This window comes from Thiobacter subterraneus (assembly GCF_055379455.1).
This window is the reverse complement of record NZ_AP042402.1, coordinates 1,990,642-2,009,882: the sequence shown is the minus strand read 5'-3', so window position 1 is coordinate 2,009,882 and position 19,241 is coordinate 1,990,642. Positions and strand designations below refer to the sequence as shown.

Here is a 19,241-nt window from a genome sequence, read left to right as displayed (position 1 = left end):
GCGGTCGTGATGGTTTACCGTCTCCGACAAACCTAACGGAAAACGCTGCGGCTCAGGTCTGGTTGTTTCGCAGCCCAGCTCTCCCATACGAACTTGTAATTCCACATTTCTTTATGGCTCGCCGAGAGTTTTTCGCGAATGGCCTCGCGGCGCATGGCTGCTTCGGGAAAAAAATCGTGGAACTGAATCTGCAGAAAACGAATGCGCCTGATCCAGCCGGAAGAAATCAGCAACTCTAATAGGTCGTATTCCCCGCCTTCGATGTTTATTTTCATGAGGTCGATTTGATCGAGTGCCAGTTCCCCAAACACTCGGTCTGCACACCTAATTGAAGCCCATCTTTGCGGCGCGTGAAGGTGCACGAACGAGGAGCCATCCCCTTTCACTTCGATCGGCAGCGACGCATCTTTAGCGCCAAGACCATATTCATAGACCTCGATGCGCGGAATCGCCCTAAACCTCTCGACACAATGCGCATAGAACTCAACCACTGGCTCGAACAGCAGAACCCTGCAGCCAAATCGTTGGTAAATCGCGTTTGCAAAGTCACCACGATACGCGCCCACATCAATCACCAGGCTTTCGCTGGTCAAGGGATAGTCGAGGCGCAGCGTTTGATCTCCACGGTCCTTGAACCATCGACGTACTTCGCGAAGAAAGGGATCGCGGAGGACATGGAGCCTGTAAAGGTACCCAATCCGAGCAGACAGGCTGGCGAAGAAACTCATGGCAGAGGCTTCTCGCATTCGACATTCAAGCTGATCAAAATCCCGTTTTCCTTGTCCATGTGTGGAATGTAGGCCTGGGAAAAATCGTCCACCTCGGCATGTTCCGTCTGCCGCCAGTCGTAGCGCCGCACGTTGACGAAGCCCGCCTCAACCAGGTTGCGCGAGAGCGTCTCGAAGTCGAAGACGTTGTAATGAATGTTGTAAAGATAATCCTGCCGGCCGAACAGCGGACCGATCACGAGGTCGAGCTTGCCGAAGCGCCGGTAGACTTCGCAAATCTGGGCGAAATCCGGCACAGAGATTCTGAGAACGCCCCCTGGCCGTAGCACGCGATGCCATTCGTTCAGCACCCGGGGCACGTCCCGGCGTTTGAAATGCTCGAGAACATGGCAGTTGTAGATCAGATCGACCGACCCATCCGGAATGAAGGAAAGATTGTCGATCGTTGCCACGTGATCCACGTGAGGATAATCGATTGCATCAATATGGACGAATCCGGGGATGAAGCGTTTGCCGCACCCGAGATGGAGTTTCATGAAACTGCCCCTTTTCTTTGCTTTGCCCGCATACCATTCGCAAAACGCACTTCTGCGGGCGGCAGGCGTTTGACGATGCGTGCCGGGACACCGGCCACCAAAACATCTTCCGGAACATCCCTGTTCACCACGGCCCCTGCAGCGACAATGCTGCGACTACCGATTTTGACACCGGGAAGAATGATCGCGCCGGTGCCGATCCAGACATCGTCACCGATATGCACCGATTTGTTGATGCCCACGGCGACGATGGGCAGGACGGATCGTGGGTCGGCGTGATGATCCGGGTGTAGGCGGCAATGGCGCAACGCGCGCCAATGACAATGAAGCCTTGGGATGAGGCTTGCAGTGAAACTTGCCCGCCAATCGAAGTATCGGCACCGATCCTGATGTGGGAGGGACAGGTGATCCTGCATCGACCATAAATCCGCGCACCGGGGCCAAGATAGCCTAGGCGAAGACGTAGATAGGCCACGCGCGCACGCGTCAGCGCTTCCGCGAGCAAGGCAGGCACATACGCAAAGAGTTTTGCGAGAGTCATTTTGCGAAAGCGCTGTAGGCCAATTGCAAACCAAGGCGAAAAGGTGTCGGGGCCTGCCAGCCCATGGCGGTGAGGCGCGAAACATCCAGCACCTTCCTCGGCGTGCCATCGGGCTTGCTGGCATCGAACACGATTTCCCCCTCATACCCCACCACCTGGCGCACGAGTTCGGCAAGCTCGCGGATGGTGATGTCCGTGCCGGTGCCGATGTTCACAACAGGAGCAAGGTTCAAGGAGCAAGGTTCAAGGGGGGTGGCGGAGGGACGGAGGAGTTGGTCGAATTGGTCGTCCGGCAGGTTCATGAGGTAAATGCACGCGTCGGCCATGTCGTCGCTGTAGAGGAATTCGCGCCGGGGGGTGCCGGTGCCCCATAGTTTAGGGGCAAGGGACAAGGCACAAGGTGCAAGGGGGGAGGTGCAAGATTCAAGGAGTTCGGTGCGAAGGGGTTCGGGGATGGGGCCGTGGCGGCGCTCGTCGGCTTCGATGGCGGGCCAGTTTTTTTCCATGGCGAGTTTGGCCAAGTGGAACTTGCGCAGCATGGCCGGGATGACGTGGCTGTTCATGAGGTCGTAGTTGTCACCCGGGCCGTAGAGGTTGGTTGGCATGACGGCCAGGAAGCGCGTGCCGTACTGCCGGTTGTAGGCCCAGCACATTTCGATGCCGGCGATCTTGGCCACGGCGTAGGGCCGGTTGGTGGGTTCCAGCGGCCCGGTCAGCAGATATTCCTCCTTGATGGGTTGCGGGCAGTCCCGCGGGTAGATGCAGGAGGAGCCGAGAAACAGCAGGCGCCTGACGCCATGTTTCCAGGCAGCATGGATGACGTTGGTCTGGATGGCGAGGTTCTGGTGGATGAACTCCGCCGGATAAGTGTTGTTGGCGTAAATGCCCCCCACTTTCGCCGCGGCAAGGAAGACATATTCCGGCCGCTCGGCGGCGAAGAAGGCTTCCACGTCCGCCTGGCGGGTGAGGTCGAGTTCCCCGTGGGTGCGGGTGAGGAGGTTCGTATAGCCCCGCGCCGTGAGCTGGCGCATGAGTGCGGAACCCACAAGGCCGCGGTGGCCGGCGACGTAAATTTTAGATTCAAGGTTCAAGGGGCAAGGTCCAAGGTGAAAGGTTCAAGGTGAAAGGTTCAAGGTACAAGGTTCAAGGTTCAAGGGGCAAGGTTCAAGCTGCAAGGGGCAAGGTTTAAGGGCTTCGGGAGCGGATGGTTTTGATCAGGGCGTGGAGCATTTTGGAGATTTCCTCTGCTTCAGCCAGCCAGCGCCGTCCCTGTTCCCGTTCGATGTAGCCGATGTCCATGCCGATGTAAATTTGCGTTCTGAGCTCACCGGCCGAGCCTTTGGCGTAATTCAGAAAGTTGGCCATTTCCTTGTCCGATCCCCGTTCATAGCCCTCGGCGATGTTGGAGGGAATGGATAAGCCCGCGCGGGTGATCTGATCCCGAAACCCAAAATCCTTGAGATCGCACAGCGCTTTGTAAAGGTCGGCACTCAACCGCGCCGATCGCTTCCACACCTCCAACTCTTCAAACCTTGCCATCCCCGTTCATCTTGCTCCTTGTACTTTCTTTTTTGCACCTTGAAACTTGGCTCTCACAAAGAGTGACCGTGATGCCTAAGCAGCTGTTCGCGCTCGGCTTCCCTGAGGTCGGCCGCGACCATTTGGCGCACAAGCTCGGCGAAGCCCACGCGCGGGCGCCAGCCGAGTTTTTGCCGCGCCTTGGCGGCATCGCCCAGCAGGGTTTCGACCTCGGTGGGGCGGAAGTAGCGTGGATCGACGGCGACGATGGGGCGTCGAGGTTCGAGGGGCTGGTTACAAGGTTCAAGGGACAAGGGACAAGGGACAAGGTAGCCTTTTTCTTCAATGCCTTTGCCTTCCCAGTGGATCTTCATGCCCAGCTCCTGGGCGGCGGCGTTGACGAAGTCCCGCACGCTGTATTGCTCGCCGGTGGCGATGACGAAGTCTTCGGGCTCGGGCTGCTGCAACATCAGCCACATGGCTTCGACGTAATCCCGCGCATGGCCCCAGTCCCGCTTGGCGTCCAGGTTGCCGAGATAGAGGCAGTCCTGCAGCCCGAGTTTGATGCGTGCCAGCGCCCGGGTGATTTTGCGCGTGACGAAGGTTTCTCCCCGGATGGGGGACTCGTGGTTGAAAAGGATGCCGTTGCAGGCGTAAATCCCGTAGGCCTCGCGGTAATTGACCGTGATCCAGTAGGCGTAGAGCTTGGCGGCGGCATAGGGGCTGCGCGGATAGAACGGCGTGGTCTCGCGCTGCGGGATTTCCTGCACCTTGCCGAAGAGCTCCGAGGTGGAGGCCTGGTAGAAGCGTGTCTTGTTTGTCAGCCCCAGGGTGCGGATGGCTTCCAGGATGCGCAGCGTGCCCAGGGCGTCGGCATTGGCGGTGTATTCCGGCTCCTCGAAGGAGACGGCCACATGGCTTTGCGCGGCAAGGTTGTAGATTTCGTCCGGCTGCACCTTCTGGATGATGTGCATGAGGCTGGAGGAGTCCGTCATGTCGCCGTGGTGCAGGAAGAAGCGCACACCGGGCTCGTGGGGGTCGCGGTAGAGGTGATCGATGCGCTGGGTGTTGAAGAGGCTGGTGCGGCGCTTGATGCCGTGCACTTCATAGCCTTTGGCGAGCAGGAATTCGGCGAGGTAGGCGCCGTCCTGGCCGGTGATGCCGGTGATGAGGGCTTTTTTTGTCATGGGAGAGCTACCTGGTCAGAAGTGGGTGCCGGAGCGCCCGGTGCGGCGCCCCAGGGTTTGCACGAAGACTGGGCCCGCGTCGAGCGCCGGGCAGGGGGGCCGTCCATGCATCCACCAACCATCGTGTCACGCGGGTGGCGCCTGTTCAGGCACACCCGGGCATCGGCGGTGAGCCCGCACGGTCCGGTCGGCTCCGGATTTTGGGTAAAGCCACCCAAACGCCCGCGATGCGCGGCCAGCCGGTTCGGTGTCACACGCATGAATTCTCCCCGCTTTGCTGCACCCGCGCCGCCTCCGCCCGCAGGGCGGCGATTTCCTGTTCCAGGGCCTCGGCCTCGGCCAGCTTGATCTTGAGATATTCCACGGTGAGCCGCGCCTTTTCCGCCACACCGCGGGGCGTGAGGACGTAGAGATAAGCGAGCTTGTTCCGGCTGTTGCGGAAATTGCGCGCCTTGACCCAGCCCTTGTCCACCAGGGCCCGGAGGCAGTAGTTCACCTTGCCGAGGCTTACCCCCAGCTCCCGGGCAAGCTCCCGCTGCGATGCGTCGGGCCTTGCTTCGAGAAGCTTCAGCAGCCGGTAGCGGGTGGCGGTGTCCAGCATGGTTCGTTCATTCATTGAACACATGATTTGACCATGTTGGCCCAGGGGTGTCAACGCGGCCGGCCGGTCGGGCCGAAGGAAACCGGGGTTGGAAGGGTTTCGGCGGCGAGACCAGCTGAATCGCGGCTGAAGCCGCTCCCACAGGGCATGGCGCCCGCCCAAGCTGTGGGAGGCGCTTCAGCGCCGACTTTGCAGAGTGGAAAGCCTCCGCATCGCGGCTGAAGCCGCTCCCACAAGGCATGGCGCCCGCCCGGGCTGTGGGAGGCGCTTCAGCGGCGACCTTGGTGCAGTGGACTGCTTTGTCGCGGCTGAAGCCGCTCCCACAAGGCATGGCGCCCGCCCGGCCTGTGGGAGGCGCTTTAGCGGCGACCTTGGTGCAGTGGGCTGCTTTGTCGCGGCTGAAGCCGCTCCCACAAGGCATGGCGCCAGTTCGGGCTGTGGGAGGCGCTTTAGCGGCGAGCTTGGTGCAGTGGACTGCTTTGTAGCGGCTGAAGCCGCTCCCACAAGGCATGGCGCCCGGCCGGGCTGCGGGAGGCGCTTCAGCGGCGACTTTGCAGAGTGGCAAGCCCCTGCATCGCGGCTGAAGCCGCTCCCACAAGGCATGGCGCCCCTTCGTGCTGTGGGAGGCGCTTCAGCGGCGACCTTGGTGCAGTGGACTGCTTTGTCGCGGCTGAAGCCGCTCCCACAAGGCATGGCGCCCGCCCAGGCTGTGGGAGGCGCTTCAGCGGCGACCGCGGGCGCTCAAAGCCATACCGCGTCCCATAGGGGATATACGGCCAGGCTGGGCGCCAGGCGGGCCCGCAGGGGGTTGGCCACGACGTAGCGCGCCACCGCGCGCAAATCCTCCTCCCGCCGGATGGCGTGGTCGTGATAGCCATCCTGCCAGACCGCGCCGCCTGCCCCGCGCAGCCGGTTGACTGCCGCGGCGGACCGGCCTTTGACCCGGCGCACCACCTGGGCGAGGGTCGCCGAACGCAGGCGCATGAGCCAGTGGAAATGGTCCGGCATCACGACATAGGCCAGCGTCTCGGTCTGCCCCGCTGCATCGCTATTGCGGAATTCGGCCACCACCAGCCGCCCCAGGCGCCAGTCGCTGAACACGGGTTGGCGATGCCTGGTTGCTGCCGTGACCAAATACACCTGGCCGATTATGGAGACGCGACCGCGTCTGAGGGAATGGCTGTGGGAGGCGCTTCAGTGGCGACCTTGGTGCAGTGAGCTGCTTTGTCGCGGCTGAAGCCGCTCCCACAGGGCATGGGACCCGGCCGGGCTGTGGGAGGCGCTTCAGCGGCGACCTTGGTGCAGTGGGCTGCTTTGTCGCGGCTGAAGCCGCTCCCACAGGGCATGGGACCCGGCCGGGCTGTGGGAGGCGCTTCAGTGGCGACCTTGGTGCAGTGAGCTGCTTTGTCGCGGCTGAAGCCGCTCCCACAAGGCATGGCGCCAGTTCGGGCTGTCGGAGGCGCTTCAGCGCCGACTTTGCAGAGTGGAAAGCCTCCGCATCGCGGCTGAAGCCGCTCCCACAGGGCGTGGCGCCCGCCCAGGCTGTGGGAGGCGCTTCAGCGGCGACTTTGCAGAGTGGAAAGCCTCCGCATCGCGGCTAAAGCCGCTCCCACAAGGCATGGCGCCCGCCCAGGCTGTGGGAGGCGCTTTAGCGGCGACCTTGGTGCAGTGGGCTGCTTTGTCGCGGCTGAAGCCGCTCCCACAGGGCATGGCGCCCGCCCAAGCTGTGGGAGGCGCTTCAGCGGCGAGCTTGGTGCAGTGAGCTGCTTTGTCGCGGCTGAAGCCGCTCCCACAAGGCATGGCGCCCGCCCGGGCTGTGGGAGGCGCTTCAGCGCCGACTTTGCAGAGTGGAAAGCCCCTGCATCGCGGCTGAAGCCGCTCCCACGAGGCGCGACCCTCTGCAGGCCGGTCAGAACACCCGCTCGTCGATCAGGCCGCGCAGGTATTGCCCATAGCGGCTTTTGCCCAGATCGGCGGCGAGGCGCAGGAGCTGTTCGCTGTCGATGTAGCCCATGCGCCAGGCGATTTCTTCCGGGCAGGCGATTTTGAGGCCCTGCCGGCGTTCGATGGTTTCGATGAAGTGGGAGGCTTCCAGCAGGGTTTCGTGGGTGCCGGTGTCGAGCCAGGCCATGCCGCGCCCCATGATGGAAACTTCCAGCTCGCCCCGGGCGAGGTATTCGCGGTTGACGTCGGTGATTTCCAGTTCGCCCCGGGGCGAGGGCCGCAGGTTTCGGGCGATGTCGATCACCTGGTTGTCGTAGAAATAAAGCCCGGTCACCGCATAGCGGGAACGGGGCTTTGCAGGTTTTTCCTCGATGGAGAGCACCCGGCGGTCGGGACCGAATTCCACCACGCCGTAACGCTCGGGATCCTGCACCGGGTAGGCGAACACGGTGGCGCCCTGCTGCCGCGCCGCCGCCCGCTGCAGGTCCTGGGCGAGCTCATGGCCGTAGAAGATGTTGTCGCCCAGGATCAGGGCACAGCCCCCGCAGCCGATAAAGGTGGCACCGATGAGGAAAGCCTGGGCGATGCCCTCGGGTTTGGGCTGCACGGCGTAGGAAAAGTTGAGCCCCCACTGGCTGCCGTCGCCCAGAAGCTGCCGAAAGCGCGGCGTGTCCTGGGGGGTGGAAATGACCAGGATGTCCCGGATGCCCGCCAGCATGAGGGTGCTGAGGGGATAGTAGATCATGGGTTTGTCGTACACCGGCAGCAGCTGCTTGGACACCGCCAGGGTCACCGGATGCAGCCGCGTGCCCGCACCGCCCGCAAGGATGATGCCCTTCATGCCCCCCCCGTGCCGTACTGCTTTTGCAGCCATTCCCGGTAATCGCCGCTCGTGACCCGCGCCACCCAGTCCGGGTGGGCGAGATACCATTCCACCGTTTTCCTAAGCCCGCTCTCGAAGCTCTCCTTCGGCTTCCAGCAAAGTTCCCGTTCCATGCGGCCGGCGTCGATGGCGTAGCGGCGGTCGTGGCCAGGCCGGTCCTTGACGAAGGTGATGAGCCTCGCATGGGGCGCACCCTCGGGGCGCAGCTCGTCGAGAATCGCGCACAGGGCCTGGACCACTTCCAGATTGGTCTTTTCGTTTGAGCCCCCGATGTTGTAGGTCTCGCCGGGACGGCCCGCCTCCAGCACACGCAGGAGGGCCTGGCAGTGGTCGATGACGTAGAGCCAGTCGCGGACGTTCAGCCCGTCGCCGTAGATGGGCAGCGGCTTGCCCGCCACGGCATTGAGGATCATGAGGGGGATGAGCTTTTCCGGAAATTGATAGGGCCCGTAGTTGTTGGAACAGTGGGTGATGAGCACCGGCAGCCCGTAGGTGTGATGCCAGGCCCGCGCGAGGTGGTCGGAAGCCGCCTTGGACGCGGAATAGGGGCTGTTGGGGGCGAAACAGGTGGTCTCGGAAAAGGGCGGATCGTGGGGCCCCAGCGACCCGTAGACCTCGTCCGTGGAAACGTGCAGGAAGCGGAACGCCTCCCGCTTCCCCGCGTCGAGCCCCGACCAGTGGGCCCGCGCCGCCTCCAGCAGATGGAAGGTGCCGTTGACGTTGGTGGTGATGAAGTCCTCCGGCCCGTGGATGGAACGGTCCACGTGGGATTCCGCGGCGAAGTGGATGATGGCACGCACCCGGTGTTCGGCCAGCAGGCGCTCCACCAGGGCGCGGTCGTTGATGTCGCCGCGCACGAAGATGTGGCGCGGGTCGTTCGCCACCGCCGCGAGATTGTCCAGATTGCCTGCGTAGGTGAGCCGGTCGAGATTCACCACCGGCTCGTCGTGGCGCGCCAGCCACTGGAGCACAAAGTTGGATCCGATGAAGCCGGCGCCGCCGGTGACGAGAATCGAAGTGGACATGAGACTGCCTGCGTTGGATTCCTGGGAATGCTGCGTCGGGCGCAGGAAGGAGGCGCTGCGCCGGCCCGGCTGCCAGAGGGCTATTGTAGCCGTCCCTGACATCTGATGCCCCCGGCCCGGCGCCGCGCCCCCGCCGGTTTCGCGCGGGAGTGCCTGTACCTTCGGGCAGAAGAGGCGGTGGCGTCAGGCGGAACGGCCGCCGTAATAGGCCCTGTACCACGCCACGAATTTGCGGATGCCCTCCGCAAGGGGCGTGGCGGGGGCGAAGCCCACCGCCTCCCGCAACAGGCTGGTGTCGGCATAGGTGGCCTCCACGTCCCCCGGCTGCATGGGCAGGAAGATTTTTTCGGCCTTGCGCCCCACGGCCTCCTCGATGGTCTCGATGAAGGTCATGAGTTCCACCGGCTCGTGGTTGCCGATGTTGTAGATGCGGTAGGGCGCGTGGCTCGCGGCCGGGTCCGGGTGGGCGTGGTCGAAATCCGGCCGGCCCTGGGGAATCCGGTCCAGCACACGCACCACGCCTTCCACGATGTCGTCGATGTAGGTGAAGTCGCGCTGCATGCGGCCCTCGTTGAAGACCCGAATGGGTTCGCCGCGCAGGATGGCCCCCACGAACAGCGACGGCGACATGTCGGGCCGGCCCCAGGGACCATACACCGTGAAGAACCGCAGCCCCGTGGTGGGCAGGCCGAACAGATGGCTGTAGGTGTGGGCCATGAGTTCGTTGGCCTTCTTGGTGGCGGCGTACAGGCTCACCGGATGGTCAACGTTGTCGTGCTCGGAAAAGGGCATCTTGCGGTTCGCGCCGTACACCGATGAGCTGCTGGCATAGACCAGGTGTTCCACGCCGTGATGCCGGCAGCCTTCCAGCACGTTGCCGAAGGCCACCAGGTTGGAATCGATGTAGGCCTGGGGATTCTTCAGGGAATAGCGCACGCCGGGCTGGGCGGCGAGATGCACCACGCGCTCGAACCGTCCCTTGGCGAACAGCTCGGCGCAGGCGGCCCGGTCGGCCAGATCCAGTTCGGCGAAGGCGAACCCCCGCTTGCCCTCCAGCTGCCGCAGCCGGTCCACCTTGAGCTGCACGTCGTAGTAGTCGTTGAGGTTGTCCACCCCCACCACCTCGTCGCCGCGGGCGACCAGACGCTGGGCGGTGTGCATGCCAATGAAGCCGGCGCAGCCGGTGACCAGGATTCTCAAGGCCTGTCCTTTCCTTGCAGTTCCAGAAGTTTGGCGTATTTGACGAAGCTGTTCATGCAGCCGATGCCGATGTGCACCAGCCCCGGCAACCCGTCGAGAAAGCCCGCGCGCAGGAAGTAGAACTTGACGAAGCGCAGCAGGGGGCTCAGCACCAGGCTGCCCCAGTGGGCACGCCGTCCCGCGCGGTGGAGCGCCTCCGCCTGCAGGCTGGTGTAGTGGTTCTGCTTGGCGAGATAGCGCGTCAGGGTGTCGCAGGATTCGTGCAGCAGATCACCCGGGAGCCGGGCCACCGGGCCATCGCAGATGACCTTCTCGTGGACGGCATCGTCGCTCCAGCGCGCCCGCCGGCGGTCGAACAGGCGCAGGGACCAGTCGGGGTAACCTTCCCCGTGCCGGAGCCAGCGTCCCAGGAAGCGGTTGCGCCGCGCCATTTCGAAGCCCGCCGCCGTGGGCGCCGCCAGCGCCCTCTCGATGGCGGCCCGCAACTCGGGCGTCACCCGCTCGTCGGCATCGAGGGAGAGCACCCAGTCATGGGCTGCGGCCTCCGCGGCAAACTGCTTCTGGCGGCCGTAGCCCAGCCATGCCTGGTGCAGCACCCGCGCCCCATGGGCGGCCGCCACTTCCGGGGTGCCGTCCTGGCTGCCCGAATCCACCACCAGGATCTCGTCGGCAAAGGCCACCGACTCGAGGCAGGGGCCGATCTCCCGCGCGGCATCGCGGGCGATGATGGTGGCGGACACGGGCAGACGGGCCATTAAGCCGCCATTCTATATGCGCCGGCGGGGGTTTGCGTGTACGCTGTCGCCCCCATGCGGGTGCTGCTGGTCAAGACTTCCTCGATGGGCGACGTGATCCACAATCTGCCGGTGGTGGCGGACATTCGCGCGTGCCATCCGGACGCGGCCATCCACTGGCTGGTGGAGGAGGCCTTCGCCGACATTCCCCGGCTGCACCCCGGCGTGGAAGCCGTGATCACCGTGGCCCTGCGGCGCTGGCGCAGACAGCTCTGGCGCCCCGCGGTGTGGCGGGAAATGGCCGCTTTCCGGCGCCGGCTCGGCGCTCAGACCTACGACCTGATCCTCGACACCCAGGGCCTGATCAAGAGCGCCCTGGCTGCCCGCCTGGCCCGGGGCGAGCGGGTGGGCTACTGCGCCGCCAGCGCGCGCGAGCCCCTGGCGGCGTGGTTCTACGACCGGTGCCACGACGTGGACCCGGAGGCCCACGCGGTGGTGCGCTACCGGATGCTGGCGGCGGCGGCCCTCGCGCTGCCGCGCAATCTGCCCCTGGACTACGGCCTGCCCCGTCCCCCGCGGGCCCCGAGCTTCGCGCCCAAGCCGCCCTATGCCGTGCTGCTCACCGCCACCAGCCGCGCGGACAAGCTCTGGCCGGAAGCCCACTGGGCCGCCCTGGGGCAAGCCCTCGCCACGCGGGGACTGAACCTCATGCTGCCCTGGGGCAACCTTGCGGAATATGAGCGGGCACGCCGCATCGCGGACCAGATCCCGGGCGGGCTGCCCGCGCCGCGCATGACGCTTGCCGAGGCCGCCGCCCTGCTCGCCCACGCCCGCCTGATCGTGGGCGTGGACACGGGGCTGGTGCACCTGGCCACCGCCGTGGGCACCCCCACCCTTGGCCTTTACGGGGGCTCCGATCCCCGCCGGAATGGTGTGTGGGCGGAAACGCCCCACGCCAATCTGGGCGCACCCGGACGCTTCCCCAGCGTGGCGGAGGTCCTCGCCGTGGTGGATGACTGGCAAACCCGGGGCGTGCTCTGAATGCGCCGGCTCTACACCCTGGTGCTCTACGCGCTGCTGCCCCTGGTGCTGCTGCGCCTTGTGTGGCGGGCGCGGCGCGAGCCCGGTTATCTGGAACACGTGGCGGAACGCTTCGGCCGCTACCGCAGCGCGCCGGAACAACCCGTGATCTGGGTCCACGCCGTCTCCGTGGGGGAAACCCGGGCCGCCGCGCCCCTCATCCGGGCGCTGGCGCAGCGTCACCCCGAGTGCCGGATCCTGGTCACCCACATGACCCCCACCGGCCGGGAGACGGGACGGCAGCTGTTCGGCGATGCGGTGCTGCAGGCCTATTGCCCCTACGACTATCCCTTCGCCGTGGGCGCCTTCCTGGGCCATTTCCGGCCAAGGCTCGCGCTCTTGATGGAAACCGAGGTCTGGCCCAACCTCGTGGCGGGCTGCCGCGCCGCGGGCGTGCCCGTCTGGCTCGTCAACGCGCGGCTTTCGGAGCGCTCCGCGCGGGCCTATGCCCGTTTTCCGCGCCTGAGCCGCAGCACCTTCGCCGCCCTCACGGGCGTGGCCGCGCAGACCGGGGCCGACGCCGCCCGGCTGGAGGCGCTGGGGGCACAACACGTGCTGGTGACCGGCAATCTCAAGTTCGACGTGACTCCGCCGGCGGACACCGAACAGCGGGCGAGCAGGCTGCGGGACGCCCTGGGCAGTCGCCCCGTGCTCCTGGCCGCGAGCACGCGTGAGGGGGAGGAGGCGCTGCTCCTCGACGCATTCGCAGCCTTGTCGCCGGAAAACGTGCTGTTCGTCATCGTGCCCCGCCACCCCCAGCGCTTCGGCGAGGTCGCCAGCCTGCTCACACGGCGGGGCATCGCCTTTCAGCGCCGCAGCGAAAACGCGCCGGTGGCGGCCGACACCCGCGTGCTTCTGGGCGACAGCATGGGCGAAATGTTTGCCTACTATGGCGCGGCCGACGTGGCGATCCTTGGCGGCAGCCTCCTGCCCCATGGTGGCCAAAATCTCATCGAGGCCTGCGCCATGGGCACCCCGGTGATCCTGGGGCCCCACACCTTCAACTTCGCCCAGGCGGCGGAGGATGCCCTGGCGGCGGGCGCGGCGCTGCGCGTGGCGGATGCGCACGCGGCCCTGGCCGCCGCCCTGCAGCTGCTGGCCGACCCGGCCCGGCGCAGGGCCATGGGGGAAGCGGGTCGCCGCTTCGCCGCCGCCCACCGGGGCGCCACCGAGCGCACCCTGGCGGCCATCGAAGCCGGGGGAAATCGCGGCTGAAGCCGCTCCCACAGAGGACCCAAAGCCCATCAGCTGTGGGAGGCGCTTCAGCGGCGATAGACGGCGGCGGCAATCAGGTCAAAAGTATCGCGGCTGAAGCCGCTCCCACAGAACTTGGCGCCTATCGGGCAGTGGGAGGCGCTTCAGCGGCGGTAGATGGCGGCGGAAGCCCAAGCATCGCGGCTGAAGCCGCTCCCACAGAGGACCCAAAGCCCATCAGCTGTGGGAGCCGCTTTAGCGGCGATAGATGGCGGCGGCAATCAGGTCAAAAGTGTCGCGGCTGAAGCCGCTCCCACAGAACTTGGTGCCTATCGGGCAGTGGGAGGCGCCTCAGCGGCGATAGATGGCGGAAGCCCAAGTATCGCGGCTGAAGCCGCTCCCACAGACCTTGCGGCCCCACCTTGGTGGTGGGAGGTGCTTCAGCGGCTGGCGAGCCAGGTGTTGGTGGCAGCGACGTCCGCTTCGTTGAGGTCGCCCACCGCCGCTTCCAGGCGCAGGCGGGCGAGGATGTAGGCATAGGTGGCCTGGGCCAGGTCGCGCCGGGCGGTGAAGAGCTGCTGGCGCGCGTTGAGCAGGTCCACGCTGGTGCGCACGCCCACTTCCAGGCCGAGCTGGGTGGATTCCAGGGAAAGCTGGTTGGAGGCGAGGGCCTGCTTGAGCGCGCGGACCTGGGCAATGCCGTTGGTGACGTTGAGGTAGGCCTGGCGCACCTGTTGGGTGACGCCGCGCACCGCGGCCTCCAGTTCCTGACGCGCCTTTTCCTGGTTGGCCAGGGCTTCGCGCACACGGGAGTCGGTGCCGCCGCCCTGGTAGAGGGGAATGGCCAACTGCAGGCCGATGGTCTTGGCGGTCTGGTCGAAGCCGCCAAAAGTGCCGCCGCCCACCCGGCTGTCGCTGTAGCCCGCCACCAGGTCCAGGGTGGGATGATGCCCGGCCCGGGCCACTTCCACCTGCTGGTTGGCGGCCTCCAGGGCGGCGCGCGCCGCGATCACGCCGGGATTGTTCGCCAGGGCCCGTTCCACCCAGGCTTCCATTTCCCCCGGGGGCGCCTCCAGGGGCGGCTCGCCGCGCAGGGGTTCGACCCGGTCGACAGGCTTGCCCGTGAGGCGCTCCAGGTCGCGGCGCCTGATTTCGAGGTCGTTTTGCGCGGCGATCTCCTGGGCCGCGACCAGGTCGTAGCGGGCCTGGGCCTCGTGGGTGTCGGTGATGGTGGCGGTACCCACCTCGAAGGCCTTCTTCGCCTGGGCGAGTTGCTCGGCGATGGCGGCCTTCTGGGCCTGGGCCAGGGCCACGTTGTCCTGGGCGAGCAGCACGTCGAAATAGGCCTGGGCCACCCGCAACACCAGGTCCTGTCCTGCCTGGTCGAACTGGGCGTCGGTGGCCGCCACCGCCGCCTTGGCCTGCTCGTAGGCGGCGAAATTCTGCTTGCGGTAGAGGGGCTGGGCGACGCTCACGCTGTAGCCATGGCTGTTGTAGCGGCTGGTGCCGCTGGACAGCAGCCCGGGCAGGGACGACCGGTAGGTGGTCTCCACGTCGTTATAAGTGGTGTTGGCATTGAAGCTCACCGAGGGCAGCAGGCCCGCGCGCCCCTGGGGCAGCTTCTCCCGCCCCGCGTCCCGGGCCGCACGTGCGGCCTGATAGGCGGGATCCTGGCTCAACGCCTCCCGGTAGAGTTGCAGCAGATCCGCCCCCATGGCGGGCGACGCGAGTCCGATGGCGGCGAGCGCCGCTAAGAGCGTCTTCATGGGCTGTCTTTCGCGGTGGAAGGTCAGTAGGTGGGCATGGACGCGTCCACGTCGCGCGCCCAGGCGGCCAGACCGCCCGTCAGATTATACACGGCCCGAAAACCCTGCCGCTCCAGCACCCTGGCCACCTGGTAGCTGCGGATGCCGTGATGGCAGATCACCACGGTTTCCTGTTCGGGCGACAGGGAAGCCAGCCGCTCGAGGAGCTCGCGCATGGGCACGAGCACAGCGCCGGGCAGATGGCAGATGTCGTATTCCCAGGGCTCGCGCACGTCCAAAAGCAGCGGCCAAGGCCGGTTGGGATCGGCCAGCCAGGCGGCGAGCTGGGCGGGCGTCAGGTGTTCCATCAGAAGGCGAAGCGCGCCGGCTGGGGAGCGTTCACCAGGGGCGCGATGCAGGTTTCGAACAGGTCCTCGGTCTCGGACACGCCCGGTTCGATCAGGCGCACGCGGCGCGCTTCCATCACCGGCGGCTCGCCCACCACCGCCACCAGACGGCCACCGGGGCGCAGGCTCGCCAGGAACGCCTCCGCCAGCACCGGCGTCGAGCCGGTGAGGACGATGGCATCGTAGGGGGCGTGGCGCGCCCAGCCCCGGGCCGCGTCGCCCACCTCCAGGGTGACGTTGCCGATGTCATGAGCGGCGAGCTTCGCCTGGGCTTCCCGGGAAAATTCCGGGATGATCTCCACACTCACCACCTCCTGCGCCAGATGGGCGAGCAGGGCGGTGAAGTAGCCGCTGCCCGTGCCCACTTCCAGCACCTTGTCCGTGGGCTTTAGGTGCAGCTCCTGCAGCAGGCGCGCCTCCAGCTTGGGCGCGAGCATGGTCTGGCCGTGACCAAGGGGGATCTCCAGGTCGGAAAAGGCCAGGCTGCGATAGACCGGCGGAACGTATTCCTCCCGCTTCACCCGATAGAGCAGCGCGAGCACCGTCTCGTCCAGCACGCCCCAGGGACGGATCTGCTGCTCCACCATGTTGAACCGGGCCTTCTCCAAATCCATGATGCCTCCGTGTTTTTCCTTATGAATCTTGCGATTATTCCACAAATGCCGTACCTTTGCCGGACTCGCTGGGGGTCTCCCGGAAGGGAGTGAGAGATACCCTTTGAACCTGATGCGGTTGATACCGCCGTAGGGAAGCGACGGTCACCCCGCCGCCGCTCCCCCTCTACCGGAGCGCGCCATGAACGCCAATCCCCAATTCCTCGCCGCCACCGCCAAGGTGGACGAAGCGGCGATCAAGCCTTTTCCCAATTCGCGCAAGATTTACGTGGAGGGTTCGCGCCCGGACATTCGCGTGCCCATGCGTGAAATCACCCAGGCGGATACACCCGCGTCCTTCGGCGCCGAGCCCAATCCGCCGATTTTCGTCTATGACACGTCCGGGCCCTACACCGACCCCGAGGTGACCATCGACATCCGCAAGGGTCTGCCGCCCCTGCGCGCACGCTGGATCGAGGAGCGGGGCGATACCGAGGAGCTGCCGGGCCCCACTTCGGAATACGGCCGTGCCCGCCTGACCGACCCGAAGCTCGCCCATCTGCGCTTCGATCTCAAACGCCGGCCACGCCGGGCCCGCGCCGGCATGAACGTGACCCAGATGCACTACGCCCGGCGCGGCATCATCACGCCCGAGATGGAATTCGTGGCCATCCGCGAGAACCTGCGGCGCCAGGAATATCTGGAGAGCCTGCGCGCCGCCGGCCCCACCGGGCAACGCATGGCGGAGATGCTCACCCGCCAGCACCGGGGCCAGAGCTTCGGGGCGTCGATCCCCGAAACCATCACACCGGAATTCGTGCGCGCCGAGGTCGCGCGGGGGCGGGCCATCATTCCGGCCAACATCAATCACCCGGAATCGGAGCCGATGATCATCGGCCGCAATTTCCTGGTGAAGGTCAATGCCAACATCGGCAATTCCGCGGTGTCCTCCGGCATCGGCGAGGAAGTGGAAAAGATGACCTGGGCCATCCGCTGGGGCGCGGACACGGTCATGGACCTCTCCACCGGCAAGCACATCCACGAGACCCGGGAATGGATCATCCGCAACAGCCCGGTGCCCATCGGCACCGTGCCCATCTACCAGGCCCTGGAAAAGGTGGATGGCAGGGCGGAGGAACTCACTTGGGAAATCTTCCGGGACACCCTGATCGAACAGGCGGAACAGGGCGTTGACTACTTCACCATCCACGCCGGTGTGCGGCTCGCCTACGTGCCCCTGACCGCCAACCGGCTGACGGGCATCGTCTCCCGCGGCGGCTCCATCATGGCCAAGTGGTGCCTGGCCCATCACAAGGAGAATTTCCTCTACACCCACTTCGAGGAAATCTGCGAGATCATGAAGGCCTACGACGTGGCCTTCTCCCTGGGCGACGGCCTGCGTCCCGGCTCCATCTATGACGCCAACGACGAGGCCCAGCTCGCCGAGCTGAAGACGCTGGGGGAACTCACGCAGATCGCCTGGAAGCACGACGTGCAGGTGATGATCGAAGGGCCCGGCCACGTGCCCATGCAGCTCATCCGGGAGAACATGGAGAAGGAACTGGAATGGTGCAGTGAGGCGCCGTTCTACACCCTGGGGCCGCTCACCACCGACATCGCGCCGGGCTACGACCACATCACCAGCGCCATCGGCGCCGCCCAGATCGGCTGGTACGGCACTGCCATGCTGTGTTACGTCACGCCCAAGGAACACCTGGGCCTGCCCAACAAGCAGGACGTCAAGGAGGGCATCATCACCTACAAGCTCGCCGCCCATGCCGCCGATCTGGCCAAGGGACATCCGGGGGCGCAGATCCGCGACAACGCCCTGTCCAAGGCGCGCTTCGAGTTCCGCTGGGAGGACCAGTTCAACCTCGGGCTCGACCCGGACCGGGCGCGGGAATTCCACGACGAGACCCTGCCCCAGGCCGGGGCCAAGGTGGCCCACTTCTGCTCCATGTGCGGGCCGCATTTCTGCTCCATGAAGATCACCCAGGACGTGCGCGAATACGCGGCGCGGGAAGGCGTGAGCGAGGAGGAGGCCCTGGCGCGCGGCATGGAGCAGAAATCCATCGAGTTCGTGAAAGGCGGCGCCGAGATCTACCGCAAGGCCTGAAGAGCGGTCAAGGTTCGCGCGTCCGGGTGCAAAGCCGGTAGAATGCCGGCTTTGCGCCGCCCGAGGCTCCATGGACGCCGTCCTCCTGCTCAAGGCCCTTCTGCTCGGCATCGTCGAGGGGCTCACCGAGTTTCTGCCCGTCTCCTCCACCGGCCACCTCATCCTGGTGGGCGATCTGCTCCACTTCAACGACGAGCGGGGCAAGGTGTTCGAGATCGCCATCCAGCTCGCCGCCATTCTCGCCGTGTGCTGGGATTACCGCTCGCGCCTCGCCGAGGTGGTACGCGGCGTGGCGCGCGTGCCGCGGGAACAGCGCTTCGTGTTCCACCTGTTCATCGCCTTCCTGCCGGCCGCTGCGCTGGGCGTGATGTTCCACCACACCATCAAGACCCACCTGTTCAATCCGGTCACCGTGGCCGCGGCCCTGATCGCGGGCGGGCTGGCCATCCTCTACATCGAGAAGCGGGTCTATCACCCCCGCGTGCAAAGCGTGGATGCCATGAACTGGCGGCATGCCCTGAAGATCGGCTTCGCCCAGTCCCTGGCCATGTTCCCGGGCGTCTCCCGCGCCGGGGCCACCATCATGGGTGGCGTCGTGTTCGGACTGTCGCGGCGCGCGGCCACCGAGTTTTCCTTCTTCCTGGCCATTCCCACCATGTTCGCGGCGACCTTCTACGACGTTTACAAGAACTGGCAACTGCTGCACGCCGCCGACCTGCCCCTGTTCGCGGTGGGCTTCGCGGCCTCGTTCGTGGCCGCCATGCTGGCGGTGAAGGGCCTGCTGCGCTGGGTGGGCAGCCACAGTTTCATTCCCTTCGCCTGGTACCGCATCGTGCTGGGGATCGTCGTGCTGCTGTTCTACCGGGACCAGTGGCACGCCGCCTTCGGCGCATAGGACGGCTGGGGGAGGGGCTTTAGCCGCGATGACTTTGCCAGCGCGCCGGGTCGCCGCTGAAGCGCCTCCCGAGCCATCCGGCCTCTTGGTGGCGGGTGGGAGCGGCTTCAGCCGCGATGATCGCCGGGTCGCCGCTGAAGCGCCTCCCGAGCCAGCCGGCCTCTTGGTGGCGGGTGGGAGCGGCTTTAGCCGCGATGCTTGGGCTTCCGCTACCATGCATCGCCGCTGAAGCGCCTCCCACAAAGCCGATGTGAGTTCTTGGCGGCGGGTGGGAGCGGCTTCAGCCGCGATGATCGCCGGGTCGCCGCTGAAGC

At 65.8% G+C, this 19,241-nt stretch carries 18 protein-coding genes, 1 pseudogene and 1 riboswitch; of the genes and pseudogenes, 4 read left to right on the top strand and 15 right to left on the bottom strand.

Annotation, left to right across the window (positions count from 1 at the left end):
* Window positions 1-32: 32 nt before the first annotated feature.
* The 12 genes and pseudogenes from ACZ42P_RS09935 to ACZ42P_RS09880 form a co-directional block, all read right to left on the bottom strand.
* Entirely contained in the window at window positions 33-728 is a 696-nt protein-coding gene (locus tag ACZ42P_RS09935) for an FkbM family methyltransferase (RefSeq protein ID WP_464897397.1), read from the bottom strand.
* Complete coding sequence (locus ACZ42P_RS09930; protein ID WP_464897396.1) at window positions 725-1,264, bottom strand: class I SAM-dependent methyltransferase; 540 nt, start codon at window positions 1,262-1,264, stop codon at window positions 725-727. Before ACZ42P_RS09930 ends, ACZ42P_RS09935 begins: the two co-directional genes overlap by 4 nt.
* Window positions 1,261-1,680 carry a DapH/DapD/GlmU-related protein gene (locus ACZ42P_RS09925; RefSeq protein WP_464897395.1) on the bottom strand — a complete coding sequence of 140 codons (420 nt, stop codon included), beginning with the start codon at window positions 1,678-1,680 and terminating at the stop codon, window positions 1,261-1,263. The genes ACZ42P_RS09930 and ACZ42P_RS09925 overlap by 4 nt, the downstream gene beginning before the upstream one ends.
* A gap of 121 nt (window positions 1,681-1,801) precedes the next feature.
* Window positions 1,802-2,836: a GDP-L-fucose synthase family protein gene (locus ACZ42P_RS09920; protein ID WP_464897394.1), complete on the bottom strand. Its 1,035-nt coding sequence runs from the start codon at window positions 2,834-2,836 to the stop codon at window positions 1,802-1,804.
* A 154-nt stretch (window positions 2,837-2,990) separates the two neighbouring features.
* A complete protein-coding gene (locus ACZ42P_RS09915) occupies window positions 2,991-3,344 on the bottom strand; it encodes a four helix bundle protein (protein ID WP_464897393.1) in 354 nt (117 codons plus the stop codon).
* Between the two features lie 53 nt (window positions 3,345-3,397).
* Window positions 3,398-4,510 carry a GDP-mannose 4,6-dehydratase gene (gene gmd / locus ACZ42P_RS09910; protein ID WP_464897392.1) on the bottom strand — a complete coding sequence of 371 codons (1,113 nt, stop codon included), beginning with the start codon at window positions 4,508-4,510 and terminating at the stop codon, window positions 3,398-3,400.
* A 250-nt stretch (window positions 4,511-4,760) separates the two neighbouring features.
* Window positions 4,761-5,126 (bottom strand): MarR family EPS-associated transcriptional regulator, encoded by a 366-nt coding sequence (locus ACZ42P_RS09905; RefSeq protein ID WP_464897391.1) that lies wholly within the window; start codon window positions 5,124-5,126, stop codon window positions 4,761-4,763.
* 726 nt (window positions 5,127-5,852) lie between these two features.
* Window positions 5,853-6,269: pseudogene (locus ACZ42P_RS09900) on the bottom strand (REP-associated tyrosine transposase); the annotation flags it as partial.
* Between the two features lie 751 nt (window positions 6,270-7,020).
* Entirely contained in the window at window positions 7,021-7,896 is an 876-nt protein-coding gene (rfbA, locus tag ACZ42P_RS09895) for a glucose-1-phosphate thymidylyltransferase RfbA (RefSeq protein WP_464897390.1), read from the bottom strand.
* On the bottom strand, window positions 7,893-8,963 hold the full coding sequence (rfbB, locus tag ACZ42P_RS09890) for a dTDP-glucose 4,6-dehydratase (protein ID WP_464897389.1): 1,071 nt from the start codon (window positions 8,961-8,963) through the stop codon (window positions 7,893-7,895). The genes rfbA and rfbB overlap by 4 nt, the downstream gene beginning before the upstream one ends.
* Window positions 8,964-9,146: 183 nt before the next feature.
* Window positions 9,147-10,163, bottom strand: coding sequence for an NAD-dependent epimerase (locus tag ACZ42P_RS09885; protein ID WP_464897388.1), 1,017 nt, complete (start codon window positions 10,161-10,163; stop codon window positions 9,147-9,149).
* Window positions 10,160-10,918 carry a glycosyltransferase family 2 protein gene (locus ACZ42P_RS09880; protein ID WP_464897387.1) on the bottom strand — a complete coding sequence of 253 codons (759 nt, stop codon included), beginning with the start codon at window positions 10,916-10,918 and terminating at the stop codon, window positions 10,160-10,162. The genes ACZ42P_RS09885 and ACZ42P_RS09880 overlap by 4 nt, the downstream gene beginning before the upstream one ends.
* Window positions 10,919-10,954: 36 nt before the next feature.
* Between ACZ42P_RS09880 and waaC the strand changes: the two genes are divergently transcribed.
* Both waaC and waaA read left to right on the top strand, forming a co-directional pair.
* Entirely contained in the window at window positions 10,955-11,938 is a 984-nt protein-coding gene (gene waaC, locus ACZ42P_RS09875; protein WP_464897386.1) for a lipopolysaccharide heptosyltransferase I, read from the top strand.
* Window positions 11,939-13,192, top strand: coding sequence for a lipid IV(A) 3-deoxy-D-manno-octulosonic acid transferase (gene waaA / locus ACZ42P_RS09870; protein WP_464897385.1), 1,254 nt, complete (start codon window positions 11,939-11,941; stop codon window positions 13,190-13,192).
* Window positions 13,193-13,611: 419 nt separating this feature from the next.
* Here waaA and ACZ42P_RS09865 read toward each other — a convergent pair whose 3' ends face one another.
* Genes ACZ42P_RS09865 through ACZ42P_RS09855 form a run of 3 tightly spaced genes read right to left on the bottom strand, consistent with a single transcriptional unit; the run spans window position 13,612 to window position 15,937 of the window.
* Complete coding sequence (locus ACZ42P_RS09865) at window positions 13,612-14,937, bottom strand: TolC family outer membrane protein (RefSeq protein ID WP_464897384.1); 1,326 nt, start codon at window positions 14,935-14,937, stop codon at window positions 13,612-13,614.
* A 23-nt stretch (window positions 14,938-14,960) separates the two neighbouring features.
* Window positions 14,961-15,284, bottom strand: a complete 324-nt coding sequence (locus tag ACZ42P_RS09860) for a rhodanese-like domain-containing protein (RefSeq protein ID WP_464897383.1) — start codon at window positions 15,282-15,284, stop codon at window positions 14,961-14,963.
* Window positions 15,284-15,937: a protein-L-isoaspartate O-methyltransferase family protein gene (locus ACZ42P_RS09855; protein ID WP_464897382.1), complete on the bottom strand. Its 654-nt coding sequence runs from the start codon at window positions 15,935-15,937 to the stop codon at window positions 15,284-15,286. The genes ACZ42P_RS09860 and ACZ42P_RS09855 overlap by 1 nt, the downstream gene beginning before the upstream one ends.
* Before the next feature lie 60 nt (window positions 15,938-15,997).
* A riboswitch (TPP riboswitch) is annotated at window positions 15,998-16,090 on the top strand.
* Window positions 16,091-16,118: 28 nt separating this feature from the next.
* Here ACZ42P_RS09855 and thiC point away from each other — a divergent pair.
* Window positions 16,119-18,032 carry a phosphomethylpyrimidine synthase ThiC gene (gene thiC, locus ACZ42P_RS09850; RefSeq protein ID WP_464897381.1) on the top strand — a complete coding sequence of 638 codons (1,914 nt, stop codon included), beginning with the start codon at window positions 16,119-16,121 and terminating at the stop codon, window positions 18,030-18,032.
* Window positions 18,033-18,102: 70 nt separating this feature from the next.
* Complete coding sequence (locus ACZ42P_RS09845) at window positions 18,103-18,927, top strand: undecaprenyl-diphosphate phosphatase (protein ID WP_464897380.1); 825 nt, start codon at window positions 18,103-18,105, stop codon at window positions 18,925-18,927.
* Window positions 18,928-19,241: the final 314 nt, after the last annotated feature.

Coding starts and splice junctions, on each gene's coding strand:
- ACZ42P_RS09855 (WP_464897382.1), bottom strand. CDS start 15,937: ATGGATTTGGAGAAGGCCCGGTTCAACATGGTGGAGCAGCAGATCCGT.
- waaA (WP_464897385.1), top strand. CDS start 11,939: ATGCGCCGGCTCTACACCCTGGTGCTCTACGCGCTGCTGCCCCTGGTG.
- ACZ42P_RS09935 (WP_464897397.1), bottom strand. CDS start 728: ATGAGTTTCTTCGCCAGCCTGTCTGCTCGGATTGGGTACCTTTACAGG.
- ACZ42P_RS09880 (WP_464897387.1), bottom strand. CDS start 10,918: ATGGCCCGTCTGCCCGTGTCCGCCACCATCATCGCCCGCGATGCCGCG.
- thiC (WP_464897381.1), top strand. CDS start 16,119: ATGAACGCCAATCCCCAATTCCTCGCCGCCACCGCCAAGGTGGACGAA.
- ACZ42P_RS09915 (WP_464897393.1), bottom strand. CDS start 3,344: ATGGCAAGGTTTGAAGAGTTGGAGGTGTGGAAGCGATCGGCGCGGTTG.
- gmd (WP_464897392.1), bottom strand. CDS start 4,510: ATGACAAAAAAAGCCCTCATCACCGGCATCACCGGCCAGGACGGCGCC.
- ACZ42P_RS09920 (WP_464897394.1), bottom strand. CDS start 2,836: ATGCGCCAGCTCACGGCGCGGGGCTATACGAACCTCCTCACCCGCACC.
- rfbB (WP_464897389.1), bottom strand. CDS start 8,963: ATGTCCACTTCGATTCTCGTCACCGGCGGCGCCGGCTTCATCGGATCC.
- ACZ42P_RS09845 (WP_464897380.1), top strand. CDS start 18,103: ATGGACGCCGTCCTCCTGCTCAAGGCCCTTCTGCTCGGCATCGTCGAG.
- ACZ42P_RS09905 (WP_464897391.1), bottom strand. CDS start 5,126: ATGAATGAACGAACCATGCTGGACACCGCCACCCGCTACCGGCTGCTG.
- ACZ42P_RS09860 (WP_464897383.1), bottom strand. CDS start 15,284: ATGGAACACCTGACGCCCGCCCAGCTCGCCGCCTGGCTGGCCGATCCC.
- ACZ42P_RS09930 (WP_464897396.1), bottom strand. CDS start 1,264: ATGAAACTCCATCTCGGGTGCGGCAAACGCTTCATCCCCGGATTCGTC.
- ACZ42P_RS09925 (WP_464897395.1), bottom strand. CDS start 1,680: ATGCAGGATCACCTGTCCCTCCCACATCAGGATCGGTGCCGATACTTC.
- rfbA (WP_464897390.1), bottom strand. CDS start 7,896: ATGAAGGGCATCATCCTTGCGGGCGGTGCGGGCACGCGGCTGCATCCG.
- ACZ42P_RS09865 (WP_464897384.1), bottom strand. CDS start 14,937: ATGAAGACGCTCTTAGCGGCGCTCGCCGCCATCGGACTCGCGTCGCCC.